The organism is Leeuwenhoekiella marinoflava DSM 3653, assembly GCF_900129005.1.
Lineage (GTDB): Bacteria > Bacteroidota > Bacteroidia > Flavobacteriales > Flavobacteriaceae > Leeuwenhoekiella > Leeuwenhoekiella marinoflava.
Map to the genome: position 1 here is coordinate 92,982 of NZ_FQUN01000014.1, position 14,473 is coordinate 107,454.

Genomic DNA, 14,473 nt, shown 5'->3' on the forward strand with positions numbered 1-14,473 from the left:
TCAAATAAAGAAATTACTACCTAAGGATAAAGTTTTCACTTTTATAGGACTGCCGATACAGACTGTTTTGATAATTTCTGGGGAAGATCTGCTTGGTTTATCCTGAGCTAAGTTGAATTGAGAGGCACAGTCCATAACTGCGCTAATGGAGGAACTCGTCTGTTAGAATGTGCGTTGTTATTTTGCAGTATCTAATATTTCTTGAATCTCTTTTGAAATTTTTTCATCTGATAAGATTTCAGATTTCCAAACTTTGAATGATGCTTTATATGATGGATTGTTTTGTACTATTTGTACGGTAATAATTACTAGGTTTTTAAATATTTCTTGCTTATCAATAGTAATTGTAAGGGGGAAATTGAAAGATGTAAAATTTTCAATTTCTCTGTTTAATTCATAAAAATACATATCATTAACAACTGGATTGTGAATTGCTATTCCCGATTTATGCATTAAATAATGGTATATATTGTTACCTCTATATTTATCATTTAGAACCTCTAATGGAAATCGAGAAGCTTCAATAACATTTATGGTATTTCTCAATTTTTGGATCCCACCAATTGTTGAAGTATTTATGTATTTTATGGGAAAACTTCGGAAACTTTTATGACTTTTAACCCTGCTACGATGTCTTTTAAAACTTCGAATAATTTCCTTGGAAAGGTCATTTGCATAATGCGTTGAGAAATCAGACTGGAAATTTGTTGATTTACTTGGTAAGTACTCTTCAGGAATTTCTTTTTGATTTATTAAATAAATCTTTTTACTATTCAATTCGGAGTCATAATCTATTATATAGACAATTTGAGTTTTATTTTTAAAAACTAAATCTCTTAGAGAATATTTTTGTATAAAATACTGATAGAGAAGATAGGCATCTATTTCAAATAAAATCCATCTATTGTATGCATCATCCTTATCAACCCATAGTAATAAATATTCTTTTCCATTATCATCATAAAAATGAGAAAGAAATGGTCCATCAAAGAAAATAAGATCTCCTTTCTTTCTTAGATCAAAATCAAACCTGCTAAGACTTATAGTATTTTCTATCTTTCTCATAATTCTTCTAATATTACAAATTTCTCGCCAAAGTTACTTTCTTGACTAGGATGAAGATTAAAATGACCTCTATTATTAGGTTCTTCTGCGACACCATCGGAATTATCTATTTTTCCTTTAGCTATATGATTACCTAACCTTTTTTTTGCATTCTTAACTGTATTTTGTAGAAATTCGAAAGCATTTTTACTATTTTCTAATGTGTCGTGAAATGATAATGCGTAATAATCGCATTTTAACTTATCATCCTTACTATTAATAATACTTGGATTCTTATCTGCTTGTGCTTTAAAATTATCATCATTTTCTATACTTTCAAAAACCCATCGATAACAGATTCTATCCTTTTTGTTGTAATGAGGTGGAGGGCATTGAGGCAACAAATCTTTTATTTTTTCTTCGTAATAATATTTCATGAAATCCTTTTAATAATGACGCACAACTAAATGTATCTGGATAAATATACCAATCACCCTATTTTTTTCGGATTAACTAATACTTTCGTATCTGTTAATCAATTTATAGACTCAAGCATCTATTTTTATACGCTATTTTAAAACGTTTTCAAATTTCTGCTATCTATCTTTTATACTACTATATTACTGCATTAATTGATCCCGGCGAATTCTTTTGTTTTATGAATTGCTAAATTTGCAATTTATTCACTTGGGAATATCATAGAATTCTATTGTTTGTTGTTTTCACAACTCAAATCTTTTTCCGCTATCATCATTTATGGTGACCTATACTTTGTATTTATTTCTTTTCTTCAAAGGTAATGCAATAGTAATTTTATGAAAAAAGATTAAAATTTTGGAGGATAGGTCTTTTTGAGTTAGAAACTTATTGGCTTATTGAATTACAATTATTTATTTTATAAAATTATTATTTCCACTCTTTTTTAGATGTAAGGAATTTACAATTCGAGAGTCATTTGATAATGAAGAATATAATTTGTGTGCTTGTTCGTTGGTGAGAGGCTCATTCATTTCAAATATGTTTAATAACTCATAATATGAAATGTTCTTTCCTGTATCTTTCCATTTGAATATACCTTGTTTTAAAGAGTCTTTGACTGCCGTGATAGTAGTATCTAATTTTAATTTTTCAGTATTCATAGAATTATAGTTTTTGTTTTATAACTAGTATGGTTGTTATTAAAATTGCACATTTGGGTTCGCATTCACTTTTTTATTTTTTTTTCAGCTTACGCACAATTAGTTATATCTCGATAAATATACCCATTATCCCTTAATTTTTTCCGGGATAACAGGAACTATAATTCCTGTTTATCGATTGACAGAACCAAATTACCCCTTCCTAAATAAACTAGCTTACGGAATACCTTAATCCCATTAAATTGTATAGCCATTTAAGGATTAGGCTAGATTAATTCTTATAAAATAAGTAGGTGAGACAGCAGTATAGGAACCCCCACTCAAAGCCTAGGCAAAGTCCATGATAGCGTATGAAGAGTGTATGAACTAAACTAAATTATTTGAAAGGCTTAGCATAAGGGAACATTTCTTCAACTTTTTTGAAAAAGTCAGCAGGATTTAAATTTTCACCCTCACAAATCCTGTATATCGTAACTAGTGATATTTGATAATCTTCTTTGCTTAGGATATCGCGTAATGTACTATCCTCAATAAAGTGATTCTTAGCAAACTTTCTTTTAGAAAGGCCTGACTCTAAAAAAAGCTTTTTGATAAAAGAGTAAATAGCTTCGTTATATTCCATCTCTAACAAAGGAAGTAGATGAAATACAATTTAATGCGGTTTGCAGACCGCACTTTAATTTATTTAATTATATTTACTTCACAATTAAGGTTTTGCAAACTATAATCATATTTCTAATTTAAAACTATGTAGAATAACAAAAGCGGGTAATGTTATGAAGCGATTTCAAATGGATATACATTATAAGGCATTTAAAAATGGCTGTTCACAGGCATTTAATGCGATTTATGAGCAGTATCACAGGCGTATCTACTGGATGGGACGGAGTTTGATCAAAGATGTATTTGTGGTAGAAACCTTGGTACAGGATACCTTTTTAATCCTTTGGGACAAACGGGAACTAATTGAATCGCCTAAGCACTTGGTTAATTTCTTATATACGGTGATTAGTAGCGAATGTAAGTGGTATTATGCACGTCCTAAAAATCAGTTTGATAGGGATTTTTATGCTTTGGATAACTTTCCAAACTATCAGGATTATATGTTGGGTTATGATCCGGCTACAGTAGATGATCATTTAAATGATCAACAAAAAAAGCAAAAGGAATATGAACAGGTGGTCAATATATTACCGCTGTTGGGAACGCAGCGTAAACGTCTGATTGAACTCTGCTTTCAACACGGCTTTAAGTACAAAACCCTTTCAGAGCAGCTAGGTATCAGCATCACGGAGACGCGTATAACGATGCAAAAAACTATTACGGAGATTAAAACCATCCTCAACCAGGGCTATATCCTGAAAACAGATCAAACAAGGGAAGAGCAATACAAACCTCCAGTAGAAATAACCAAGCAGGAAGCTCACGTATTAGAACTCCGCTGCCAACAACACTATTCTTTTGCGCAGATCGCAAACGAACTCAACCTCTCTCAAAAGGAAGTCCATCGTGCTTTTACCACGGCCTTCCAGTTTTTACAACAGCAACACGACAATCAATTACAATCCGCCTGATGATGAAAACCAAAATGCTCAGTCTTACTCGAAAGATCCAACTCAACATAGACCTGTCCGATTATGAGGAGCGTAAAGCGGCTATGGCCAAACTTTACGACTGGCAATACTGCTGTTTTAAGGCTTCCAATATCATCGTCTCGCACCTCTATGTGCAGGAAATGATCAAAGAATTCTTTTACCTGACCGAGGACATTCAGTATAAACTGGCAGATCAAAAGAAAGACGAAAACGGCATTTTAAACCGTTCGCGTATCAACACCACCTACCGCGTGATCTCAGACCGGTTTAAGGGTAAAATCCCTACCGAAATCTTATCAAGTTTAAACCGGAACTTAGAAAGTGCATTTAAAAAGAATGCACCGGAGTACTGGAGTGGGGAGCGCTCCCTTCAAAATTTTAAAAGAGATAATGGCTTTCCGTTTGGACCCTACAGTATGTATTGCTTTAAATATGACGAAGAGCGTAAGTGTTTTTGTTTCCGGTTGTTTAAAATTCCCTTTTGTACCTATTTGGGCCGGGACTTCTCCGATAAGCGGGTTTTGTTACACCGGGTACTCAAAGGGGAAACGCGCTTACGCACCTCCCAGATCAAATTAAAAGACGGCAAGATCTTCTGGCTGGCGGTCTTTGATATCGAGCAGGAACAACACGCCTTAAAGCCCAATGTGGTTGCCGAGGCTACTTTATCATTAGAATATCCCATTACCGTCAAGATTGGTAGTAATCGAATGACTATTGGAACGAAAGAAGAGTTTTTATACCGTAGGCTGGCGATACAGGCCGCCCGTAAACGGGCGATGGTCGGATCGGTACATTCCCGCGGTGGTCACGGACGCAAGCGTAAGCTTAAAGCCGTTGAAAAGTTTAAGAAAAAAGAAACTAATTATGTGAATCAGCGCCTGCACGTGTATAGTCGTAAACTCATTGATTTTTGCGTCAAGCATCAAGCCGGTACCTTGATACTGCTGAATCAGGAAGCCAAAATAGAAGCCGCACAGGAAAACGATTTTGTACTTAGAAACTGGAATTATTACGAACTCATGACTAAAATCAAATACAAAGCAGAAAAGGCTGGGATTGAATTGGTCGTAGGATAAATTTGAATTGAATAAGCGGGTGCTTGTACACCCATAAGGTGAGATCATTGCTACTCACTAAGTGCAACGGGCACATACAACGCGCGAGCTCATCGTATATTAATACTCGACGGTAAAAACGGACTTTGAATTTAATAATTTGGAATTTTAAACTAATTAAGGGGGGCTTGTACACCCATAAAGTGAGATCATCGATACTCACTAAGTGCTCTAGGGCACATACAACGCGTGACATCTGACTTTTAAGACAAATGGCGATCTAAGAAATAAATAACGCTGAACTCCTAACTCAAAAGTCTAAACTAAAAAGAGGGTGCTTGTACACCCGTAAAGTGAGATTCCAGATACTCACTAAGTGTGACGGAGCACATACAACGCGTGAGCTTGCTTATTAATTAAATTAAGAAACGAATTTAAGCTGATGAAAGAAAAGTAAAAGATACTCTGAATGAACTATATAATTGACCCTTAGGGTCGAGGGTACTTGTATACCCGTAGGGTGAGGTTTGCGCTCACTAAATGTCAAAGGGCATATACAACGGGCGTGAGTGAACTTTAAAGCTTATGTTATTACAAGTTACCATTGAAAAGTGGCTAATACAGGTAGATGATCTGAAGCATATTTTTCATCGATGACGACATGGTTTTTGATCTTGAAAAAAGTCTTGGGTTTAAAAGCTATAAAGTCAATAGCCTTAGTGGGGTTTTGTACCGGTATTGTAGGCGGACAAGAAGTACAGGTTCTTGTAAATAGGCTATCTAATGAATCAATTACCGGGCTGTTTGCAACAGCATTAAAATCTCCTGCCACCAATACAGGTAGGTTTATATGGTTCGTAATATTTAAGAGTTCTTCTATTTGTAAGATACGGTTGGTATCCTCCTTTTGAGAATCTAAATGTGTACTTGCAAACCAGATGGAATGAGCATCAGGTAACTGTATTAATGACATCGCTAAAACTCGAGGCTCTCCTTGTGTTTCAGGCTTTGAAGGGAGCTTATAGACTTTAGATTCTAAAATAGGGAATCGGGAAAGAATTGCAACTCCATATGCTCCATTTTGAAAATCTATGGCTTTCGCAAAGAATACCTGCATTCCTAGGGCATCACCAATCTGCTGTGCCTGATTTCCTAATCCAGAACGATCTGTATTGGAATCTATTTCTTGTAAGGCAACCAGATCTGCATCACTATCTTTAATTACTTGAATGATAGCTGACACATCTATACGATCCTTGTGCTTGGGCGGATTCGCGTGATGAATATTATAGCTTAAAACCTTCAGTTCACTGGAAGGATTCTCAAAAGTTGCGGGTAAGCGTTCTTGTGAAAACATTAGATAATTTGATAAAAAAAGGATTATCATCAAGATAATCCCTTTTGTCAATTTTTGATTCACTGCTTTGTATTCGTTCATAATAATAAGCTACTAATTATTTGAAAGTTCAACTTTAGCAATTACGGGAAAATGATCTGATATATAACGTTGTCCGCGTTGACCATCTAAAATTTGTAAAGTTAAAGGTTGCACCGCTCCTTTGTAAAATACGTAATCTATTCTACTATCTGAGGTTCTACCTGCTGCATCCCATCCATTTGCGCTATATTCAGGACCATATACCTGATCCGAATCAAGATTGAGATATGGATCCTTCAATCCATTTTTCAATAAGGTATCAATAGCTTCACTATCTGGCGAACTATTAAAATCACCCGTAAGTAAAACTGGGGATCCACCGGCAATTTCATTTATTTTTTGAGTAAGTAATGCGGCACTTTCAATTCGTGCTTGTTTACCCCGGTGGTCAAAATGGGTATTGAAATGATAGAAGCTAACTCCAGAGTGTTTATCCTTAAATAAGGCCCAGGTTACAATCCGGGGTAAGGCTGCATCCCAACCTTTGGAAGCGATAACATTCGGAGTTTCAGAAAGCCAAAAAGTATTACTATCCACCACTTCAAAACGATCTTTTTTATAGAAAATCGCTGAGTACTCTCCTTGGGTATCACCTTCACGACCTATACCTATATAGGCATAATTAGGAAGCAGCGCTTGCATATCCACGAGTTGGGTATGCGTGACTTCTTGAGTACCCATAAGATCTGCCTGATAGAATCGCATGCTGTGGGTAAGCCAATCCTTACGATTTTCCCAAATATTAATCCCATCGTCAGGACTATTATACCTCACATTAAAGGAGCATATATTCAGTTCCTTTTTGTTTTCCTGAGAATTTGCACTGCTGATCAGCAGCAGTGCAAGTACCATAAAAATTATTTTTTTCATTACTTCCAGCCTGGATTTTGTTCAAGATTAGGGTTGAGTTGTAATTCTATACGGGGTATAGGGTATAAGTAATCCTTATTTTCATCGAAGCTTCTTCCATTGAAATCAGGATGTGGGTCAATCAACCCATTTTCATCTAAGGTAAAATCTGAACCCAATTTATAATACTGAATTCCGCTAATAGGATTTGCGGGACGGTCTCCTTCGTAAAGCACAACATTGATACTACCGTCTCCGGTAAGGTCATATTCACCAGGTCCGGAAAAATACAAACCTCGAATAGGCTGGGTAAGTGTTTGACCGGCTTTCCAGCGTACCACATCATCCCATCTAAAGTTTTCCATATACAATTCAATACGACGTTCCCGTCTTATTTCTAAAATAACACCAGCGTTTACACCGGTCACATCAGGATATTGAGCAGCCATAAATGGATCGGGTGTTGCGTTCGCAGCATCCATAATTAAATCAGGCATCCCTACACGTTGTCTTAAGGAATTGATGGAATTATCTAAATCTTCTTGGGATAGTGTGCCTAGTTCAGCTTTTGCTTCTGCATAATTTAAAAGTACTTCTGCAAAACGATATATCGGGAGGTCAGTAATAGACTGCCCATTGGTATCATAAACCGGCTCGGTCACATACTTTATAATTTGATACCCGGTTACGGTAGCGCCAAGATTAGGAGCTAGTTCAATACTTTGCCCTTTACGCGTATATCCCGGGGTACGAATCGTCTGTGCTAAACGAGGATCTCGATTTTGTATTTCTTCAGTAAATGATATTTGATTATATCCAGCTGCATCGGTAAAACGTGTACCGTCGGCATTCAGATAACTATTAACAAGATCTTTTGGCATACCTGGACGACCATACGAACTTGTTGTAGTGTAATAGTTCACGTTATGGCCTATGTTAAGATCTTCAGAATAGGCGCGTGCTAATATCACTTCGGTTTCATTAGCATCGTGTGAATTAAAAAGCTCCAGATAATCCTGTTCGGGACTTCCGGTACTGTAGATCTGATAGGGAGAATCTTCAATCAATGCTGCTGATGCAGCTACAGAAGCTTCGAGGTATTTTTCAAAACCATCAATACCTCGGTATTTTTCATAAGTACCCTCATAAAGTCCAATCCTTGATTTTAAGGCCAAAGCAGTGTACTTGGTCACCTCATACGTATTTTGCTCTTCGTTGAGGTTTTCGATTGCCCAGTCTAAATCTTCAAGCATTTTATCTACGACATATTGTCTTGAATCTCTAGGTTTTGTAAGGGCTTCAGTATCGTCTGGAGCAATAGGGGCATCATACCAAGGTAAGGCACCAAAACGCTGAAACTTATCAAAATAAAAGCGCGCTCTAAAAAAGCGAGCCACACCTCCATAATGGGATTTTGCCGCTTCATCATCAGACTTTTCATATTCTTGAAGGAAAAAATTAATATCACGCAGGTATCCCCAGTTCCAACCACCTCCTGTAGTAGGTACCAGTCTAGCCCCTCGCATTTCTTCACTCAGTTCCGTTTGTATAATATTATCGGTACTAGATTCTCCGTTATAAATCGAAGTGCTTGGCCACATTCGGTAAAAGCCATTCGTATAGAGTTGAAGATCACTAGCGGTATTGAAAAAGGTTTCTGCAGTAATTTCAGATAGCGGTTGCTTGTCTAAAAAATCATCACTGCACGAACTGAAGCTGGTTGCAACAAGCAAACCGGCAAGTATATGTTTTAATTTCATAATGACGTTTTTTAAAATTTAAGAGATAATCCTAAGGAATAGGTTTCTGAAAATGGGTTGGTTTGTGCGGTTCCGCGATTTGCAGAGGTTGATGGACTGTTTAAATTAACAGAAGCACTTGCTGCTTCCGGATCGATATAATCGGTTAACTTAGAGAAAGTCAAAAGGTTCTCTCCACTGAAGTAAATACGCAGTTTGGTGGCTGAGGTTTTGGATATGATTCCATCAGGAAGGGTATACCCTACAGTCAAGTTTTTCAGTCTCAAGTAGGCTACGCTTTGCAGATAGCGATCATTTACTTTTTCTAAAGAACCACCCAGGGCTATATAACCGTAATTTCGAGGATAATAGGCATCGGTATTTTCCGGGCTCCACATATCAGCTACCATATCTTTTCTAATAAAAGAATTGTAGGGTCTGTTGTAAGGACCCCAAAACATACGAGAGTCAGAATTGGGATACCAGTCTTGTTTACCTACACCTTGAAAGAACACAGAAAAATCAAAGCCCTTCCAATTCGCATTAGCTAATAAACTATATAAATACTGTGGTGCAGAATTTCCGATTATTTCGCGATCCCCGGGGTTGTCAACCGTGTTTTCACCTTCTCCAATATATCCATCACCATCCAGGTCTAAATATTTTACATCGCCCGGTTGCAATCCACCTCCAGAAGTAATTCTATTTGAAACAAAACTTTGATCTGCGTGATTGGCAATCTCTTCTTCGGTTTGAAAAAGACCATCGATACGATATCCCCAAAGTTCACCAATGGTCATGCCTTCGTAAAAATCTACAAGGCTGCGGTTGGGATTATCGAAGTCAGTTATTTTTGTTTTGGAGTTCGATAGATTCGCAGTAACAGTCCAATTGAATGTATCTTCAGCAAGTTCAAAATAGTCGTTATAACTCACAGACAATTCAAAACCTTTTGTTCTTAAGTCGGCTGCATTCTCTAGAGGAGATCCTGTTCCTAAAACACTGGGAAGTGTTGCTCCTGGAGAAAGCATGCCTTCGGTATCTCTTTGAAACCAGTCGAAAGAAGCAGATAAGTGATTGTTTAATAAACCTACATCAACTCCAAAATCAAGTGTGCTTACTTTTTCCCAAGTAATTTCACTTGGATTTAAAGCTGGAGATTCGATATAATTTAAACGACTACCATTGAGTACATAGTTATACAGTCCATTAGGTAAGGTCGGGAAATAAGCATAATTATTAATATTTTGATTTCCTAAAGACCCATATGAGGCGCGGAATTTTAAGAGGTCAAAAGTTTCGCCTGTAGCATTTTCAAAGAATTGCTCTTTATTCACTAGCCATGCACCGGAAAAAGATGGGAAAAAGCCCCAACGGTATGCAGATGGAAAGCGTGAAGTTGCATCATACCTGCCATTGAACTCAGCTACGTATTTATCTTTATAGTCATACGATAATCTGTAAAACAAACCTTGCAGGGCCCACTCCGAAGCACTACCGGAGGTAGTAGGATTTGAAGTTGCCAGGCCTAAGGAATTCAGGTCGTTAGAAATCAAGTTTTGTTTACTGGCGTTGATACTTTTAGTAATAAAAGTTTCTTGGTTGAAACCAATAGTAGCTTTAAGTGTATGATCTCCGAAATAGCCCTTATATTCTCCATAGATATTCAGTGCATCATACTTGCTTTCTGTGCGATACTCATTGAGGTAATCATTACCCATGAGATCCAATTGCTCGGGATAAATGGAGTAGGGGATACGGGTGGAACGTTGAAATCTACTATACTCATTACGTCTTATTGCGTAGTTAGCATTAAGGGTCACACCCTTTACAGGCTTCAGTTCAACCGAAGCTATATTACTAAACTCATTATTATTGGTTTGTTGTTTTGTAGTGCCTTGTAATAATCCGGCATAAACACCATCACCAATGGTATAGTTATTCAGTTCGGTACGCCATAAGGCCCCGCCATCAGGATTAACAGGAACATACGAAGGGAGTGCGTGTACCCATATTAAACTTCCCCAAAGATTACTGTAGTTACCATATTGACTCCCGCTATGCTCCAAATCTTCTGAGCTGTTGTACTGCATATTGTTTGAGAATGATAACCAATCTGTGACTTCAATGTCTACTTTACCTCGTAAATTATATTTTTCGTAACTATCATCTTGAACTTTGAGAATTCCTTTCGATTGGAAATTACGATACGAGAAGTAGGCTTTTATTTTTTCTGACCCTCCGGAAACGGAAGCATTGTAGATTTGTGTAGGATAGGTCTTTCTAAAAAAGGTATTCCACCAGTCTGTATATCCATAGTGAACATATTGATCTCGGCCGTTACGTTGATCGATAATAACGCGTGCCAAGGAAGGATCTTGAGAAACTTCAAAAAGAGCCTGCATATCTTCTTCGGTATAACCGGTATAGGAAGCGCCACTATTGTTTCTAAAGGCCTCATCCACGATAGATACAGCTTTAAAAGGATCTGTAAGGAAATCGGTGTTCATTGTGGGGGAGTTGATTGCAGTGGTCACTCCCAGGTTCACTTGAACATTACCTTTATCAGCATTTTTAGTGGTAACTAAGACCACCCCAAATGAACCTCGTGCTCCGTAAATTGCTGCCGCTCCGGCATCTTTTAAGACACTTATTGATTCTACATCATTTGGGTTGAGGTTGCTTAAGCTTCCTTCAATACCATCGATAAGAATAAGCGGTGTTCCTCCATTAATAGAGGTGAAACCTCTAATATTGATACGAGGTTCTGCGCCTATTTTACCGGTACTTTGAGTAACATTAAGTCCAGGGCTTAGACCTTGAAGGCTTGAGGTGACATCAGCTACTGGTCGTTGCTCCAGGTTTTCGGTATTTACGGTACTCACGGCGGTAGAAAGTTTTTCTCGACTGGTTTCCCCGTAACCTACAACCACCACTTCATCCAGGGCATTATTATCGGCCTGCAATTGGACTTGGATTGGCGCTAAGGATTCAATAGTGATTTCCTGAGTTGTGAAGCCTACATAGGATATTTTAATAACGGCAGGTAATTGAGATACATTAAGTTCAAAGTTACCGTCAAAATCAGAAGAGGCACCGTTGGTTGTGTTTACTTCCATAATGGAAGCACCCGGCAAGGGCATCCCAGTATTATCAAGAACAGTTCCTGTTAGTTTTTGTTGTTCAGAGTTTGAGATTGGTGGAATATTAGCAGCGTATAAGAAGCTGGAGGAGCAGAGTAATAAGGTGAATGCGACCAAAAATTTGGGCACAAAGGCATGCAATTTAAAAAATTGGAGTATTTTGTTTTTCATCAGAATAGAACTATGGATTTGTACTGTAGTTTTTATTTTTAATCACCCGTTTCTGCTGCAACAGAAACGGGCTTTAAATTTTGGGCTAATTCAAAAGGTGTGTCTTATAAAATTGTCTTTAAGGAGTTAGATATCTATTTGAAGACAAAAGAAAGGCTTATATCATCCAATTGGATTAACTTAATTTTATCTAAAATTTAATAAGTAAATGCTTTTAGTAAGAAATTTAACCTAAGATTTACAAATCACAAGATTTGAAAAAGTTGAGTTAATGTTTTTTTAGGTTTTTTTATAGAACAGAATGGATAGCTCAGGGTACTTGCTCTATGCTAACAAAGAGGATAGAATCTTTCCTCTATTTCAGGTTTTTTAGATGATTATGAATTTTGGAGGGTGTTTGTATACCCGTAAGGTGAGGTCTCAGATACTCACTAAATGTCAAAGGGCATATACAACGGGCGTGAGCGTGCTTTTTCAAATTGAAATTTTAAAGTGTCGCAAATTTAATAATGCTGATTAAAAAAAATAGAATCCTACAATCTATAGAATAACCCAAATGGGTGGAGGGGGCTTGTACGCCCGTAAAGTGAGATTTAAGATACGCACTAAATGCCACGGGGCAAGCACAACGGCGTGAGTTCACTTATACTTTAATGCACTAATTTCACGCTAAAAAATCAATGATTTTATTGGGCTGAGCCCATTTTTACGTTAAAAATGAAGATCTTAAAAACTGCAATAAATACGCGGGTAAACTTTAAGCGCTTATACTATCAGGCTATTTTCTTAGAAGCGAGTAGGGCACATCTCAATAGAAAAATGCGCTCGTATTCTTTGCACATATCGTTAGATAAATTGGACTTATTAAGCCAACTTTTAAAAAGTTTACGTTTGTCAATCATTCTTTTGAAAACTCCAGAAATCTGCTTATTTGTCAATCCCATATTTTCACCTAAATACTCAAAATCCATTTGTGTAAGTTTATTTTTCTTTCCATTAATGGTAAGGGCCATTTCTTCTTTGTCTTCTGGATTAACCAGAGAAACATTTAGCAAATCATAGGCAGGAGCCAAAAGCCATTTCCCATCATTAAGAATCATTGAGAAATTTTTAAGATGCATATCATTATTCCCCGTCAAAAAGCTAAACACAACCAATTCAAAAAAGAATATTTTATCAAGCCCCGTATTTGTTGAGTACGCTTCCAATGCTTTCCCAATCTTCTCCATCGAGCTTTTATACTTATCATAGGCTTCTGTTATTTGGAACATATCGAGCATATGTATTTTTTCTCCCTCGGAAGTTCGATCGATGCGCTTGGTGATATAAGCCAGCTCACCTGATGCTAATCTTATTAAGCTTGACGGAACAACATTTATCCCAAAAGACTCTGCAATACGCATCGTGACATGCTCATTTTGGGGCATTTCAGGATAGAGTGTTGATGGCGGCTTAAAAATATAATTACCTCCCAATGCACCCACAACCGTTAATCTTCCTGCCTCTTTATCTTCAACATCATCTAATAGCGAAAGGGATAGTTTTGGCTGGACCCCAGGTACTGCAATACTACGCTCAACAACTTCCTTAGCTAACTCATTCATTTGATCTAAAGAATACGCTAAAATAGGAGGTTGATCTGTATCAAAGAATTCTTGACTACATTTTGTATGAAAATCCTTTTCGTTTTCAATGGGTTCATAACAGTATAAACATTTATTTTTCATCAGGATCTGGTATTGGTTGAACACTAACAGCTCCGATACAATTTTGACAGCAAGCCAGCAATAGTCCCATACGGTCGTTCGGTTGTAATTTCCAGTTTTTACTTGCGATATCTAATAACCATCCTTCAGGGATCAAACCTTCAAAAAAAGCAAAAAGGTGATTATTGATATAGGGCTTTTCAGTTACAGGCATGGTGAACGTGAGAAACTGATCTTTGTAAGCTGAAACATATTCAGGAGTATATTGAAATATATAATCTCCATCATCTTTTTCGGTAAGATGACCGGCTAATATATCTTTATAATAGATTAGGGCTTTTCTCATTTCTTAGTTGATTTTTCAAAATCTGCGGTTTTCACAACTGCCAGTTCGTGACCAAACATACCTAGCACCAAGTTAACTTTAGTCATATTAAGATTGGTCTTTCCTTGCTCAATTTTTCTAATAACTGTTAATGCAACTCCTACGCGATCAGCAAATTCCTGTTGCGTGAGATTAACCTCCTTTCTTCGTGTTTTCAAGAACGTTGATAATTTCTCCATTGTATGTTTTTAAATATAAAGACATTT

At 36.9% G+C, this 14,473-nt stretch carries 13 protein-coding genes; 2 read left to right on the top strand and 11 right to left on the bottom strand.

The window, feature by feature from the left end; all coding sequences use genetic code 11:
• Positions 1 to 177 precede the first annotated feature (177 nt).
• From BUB91_RS13550 to BUB91_RS13565, 4 genes are all read right to left on the bottom strand, one after another.
• Positions 178 to 1,065 carry a DUF6575 domain-containing protein gene (locus tag BUB91_RS13550; protein WP_073099832.1) on the bottom strand — a complete coding sequence of 296 codons (888 nt, stop codon included), beginning with the start codon at positions 1,063 to 1,065 and terminating at the stop codon, positions 178 to 180.
• Positions 1,062 to 1,481 (bottom strand): hypothetical protein, encoded by a 420-nt coding sequence (locus BUB91_RS13555; protein ID WP_073099833.1) that lies wholly within the window; start codon positions 1,479 to 1,481, stop codon positions 1,062 to 1,064. The genes BUB91_RS13550 and BUB91_RS13555 overlap by 4 nt, the downstream gene beginning before the upstream one ends.
• 453 nt (positions 1,482 to 1,934) lie before the next feature.
• Positions 1,935 to 2,183 carry a hypothetical protein gene (locus BUB91_RS13560; protein WP_073099834.1) on the bottom strand — a complete coding sequence of 83 codons (249 nt, stop codon included), beginning with the start codon at positions 2,181 to 2,183 and terminating at the stop codon, positions 1,935 to 1,937.
• A gap of 376 nt (positions 2,184 to 2,559) precedes the next feature.
• Positions 2,560 to 2,805: a hypothetical protein gene (locus BUB91_RS13565; RefSeq protein WP_073099835.1), complete on the bottom strand. Its 246-nt coding sequence runs from the start codon at positions 2,803 to 2,805 to the stop codon at positions 2,560 to 2,562.
• A 154-nt stretch (positions 2,806 to 2,959) separates the two neighbouring features.
• Between BUB91_RS13565 and BUB91_RS13570 the strand changes: the two genes are divergently transcribed.
• Both BUB91_RS13570 and BUB91_RS13575 read left to right on the top strand, forming a co-directional pair.
• Positions 2,960 to 3,757 (top strand): RNA polymerase sigma factor, encoded by a 798-nt coding sequence (locus BUB91_RS13570; RefSeq protein ID WP_083557951.1) that lies wholly within the window; start codon positions 2,960 to 2,962, stop codon positions 3,755 to 3,757.
• A 2-nt stretch (positions 3,758 to 3,759) separates the two neighbouring features.
• On the top strand, positions 3,760 to 4,857 hold the full coding sequence (locus tag BUB91_RS13575) for a hypothetical protein (RefSeq protein WP_073099884.1): 1,098 nt from the start codon (positions 3,760 to 3,762) through the stop codon (positions 4,855 to 4,857).
• 577 nt (positions 4,858 to 5,434) lie between these two features.
• Here the strand turns inward: BUB91_RS13575 and BUB91_RS13580 are convergent.
• From BUB91_RS13580 to BUB91_RS13610, 7 genes are all read right to left on the bottom strand, one after another.
• Positions 5,435 to 6,193 (bottom strand): endonuclease/exonuclease/phosphatase family protein, encoded by a 759-nt coding sequence (locus BUB91_RS13580; RefSeq protein WP_083557952.1) that lies wholly within the window; start codon positions 6,191 to 6,193, stop codon positions 5,435 to 5,437.
• 93 nt (positions 6,194 to 6,286) lie between these two features.
• The gene (locus tag BUB91_RS13585; RefSeq protein WP_073099837.1) at positions 6,287 to 7,144 is read right to left on the bottom strand and encodes an endonuclease/exonuclease/phosphatase family protein; all 858 of its coding nucleotides are present in this window, start codon (positions 7,142 to 7,144) and stop codon (positions 6,287 to 6,289) included.
• Positions 7,144 to 8,883, bottom strand: coding sequence for a RagB/SusD family nutrient uptake outer membrane protein (locus BUB91_RS13590; RefSeq protein ID WP_073099838.1), 1,740 nt, complete (start codon positions 8,881 to 8,883; stop codon positions 7,144 to 7,146). Before BUB91_RS13590 ends, BUB91_RS13585 begins: the two co-directional genes overlap by 1 nt.
• An 11-nt stretch (positions 8,884 to 8,894) precedes the next feature.
• A complete protein-coding gene (locus BUB91_RS13595; RefSeq protein ID WP_073099839.1) occupies positions 8,895 to 12,176 on the bottom strand; it encodes a SusC/RagA family TonB-linked outer membrane protein in 3,282 nt (1,093 codons plus the stop codon).
• 773 nt (positions 12,177 to 12,949) lie between these two features.
• Positions 12,950 to 13,903, bottom strand: a complete 954-nt coding sequence (locus tag BUB91_RS13600; RefSeq protein WP_073099840.1) for a HipA domain-containing protein — start codon at positions 13,901 to 13,903, stop codon at positions 12,950 to 12,952.
• Positions 13,893 to 14,228, bottom strand: coding sequence for a HipA N-terminal domain-containing protein (locus tag BUB91_RS13605; protein ID WP_073099841.1), 336 nt, complete (start codon positions 14,226 to 14,228; stop codon positions 13,893 to 13,895). The genes BUB91_RS13600 and BUB91_RS13605 overlap by 11 nt, the downstream gene beginning before the upstream one ends.
• On the bottom strand, positions 14,225 to 14,446 hold the full coding sequence (locus BUB91_RS13610; RefSeq protein WP_073099842.1) for a helix-turn-helix domain-containing protein: 222 nt from the start codon (positions 14,444 to 14,446) through the stop codon (positions 14,225 to 14,227). The genes BUB91_RS13605 and BUB91_RS13610 overlap by 4 nt, the downstream gene beginning before the upstream one ends.
• Positions 14,447 to 14,473: the final 27 nt, after the last annotated feature.

Excerpts from the sequence above, each read along its gene's own strand:
- BUB91_RS13560 (WP_073099834.1), bottom strand. The coding sequence starts at position 2,183 with ATGAATACTGAAAAATTAAAATTAGATACTACTATCACGGCAGTCAAA.
- BUB91_RS13585 (WP_073099837.1), bottom strand. The coding sequence starts at position 7,144 with ATGAAAAAAATAATTTTTATGGTACTTGCACTGCTGCTGATCAGCAGT.
- BUB91_RS13565 (WP_073099835.1), bottom strand. The coding sequence starts at position 2,805 with ATGGAATATAACGAAGCTATTTACTCTTTTATCAAAAAGCTTTTTTTA.
- BUB91_RS13600 (WP_073099840.1), bottom strand. The coding sequence starts at position 13,903 with ATGAAAAATAAATGTTTATACTGTTATGAACCCATTGAAAACGAAAAG.
- BUB91_RS13610 (WP_073099842.1), bottom strand. The coding sequence starts at position 14,446 with ATGGAGAAATTATCAACGTTCTTGAAAACACGAAGAAAGGAGGTTAAT.
- BUB91_RS13570 (WP_083557951.1), top strand. The coding sequence starts at position 2,960 with ATGAAGCGATTTCAAATGGATATACATTATAAGGCATTTAAAAATGGC.
- BUB91_RS13595 (WP_073099839.1), bottom strand. The coding sequence starts at position 12,176 with ATGAAAAACAAAATACTCCAATTTTTTAAATTGCATGCCTTTGTGCCC.
- BUB91_RS13575 (WP_073099884.1), top strand. The coding sequence starts at position 3,760 with ATGAAAACCAAAATGCTCAGTCTTACTCGAAAGATCCAACTCAACATA.
- BUB91_RS13555 (WP_073099833.1), bottom strand. The coding sequence starts at position 1,481 with ATGAAATATTATTACGAAGAAAAAATAAAAGATTTGTTGCCTCAATGC.
- BUB91_RS13605 (WP_073099841.1), bottom strand. The coding sequence starts at position 14,228 with ATGAGAAAAGCCCTAATCTATTATAAAGATATATTAGCCGGTCATCTT.
- BUB91_RS13580 (WP_083557952.1), bottom strand. The coding sequence starts at position 6,193 with ATGTTTTCACAAGAACGCTTACCCGCAACTTTTGAGAATCCTTCCAGT.
- BUB91_RS13550 (WP_073099832.1), bottom strand. The coding sequence starts at position 1,065 with ATGAGAAAGATAGAAAATACTATAAGTCTTAGCAGGTTTGATTTTGAT.
- BUB91_RS13590 (WP_073099838.1), bottom strand. The coding sequence starts at position 8,883 with ATGAAATTAAAACATATACTTGCCGGTTTGCTTGTTGCAACCAGCTTC.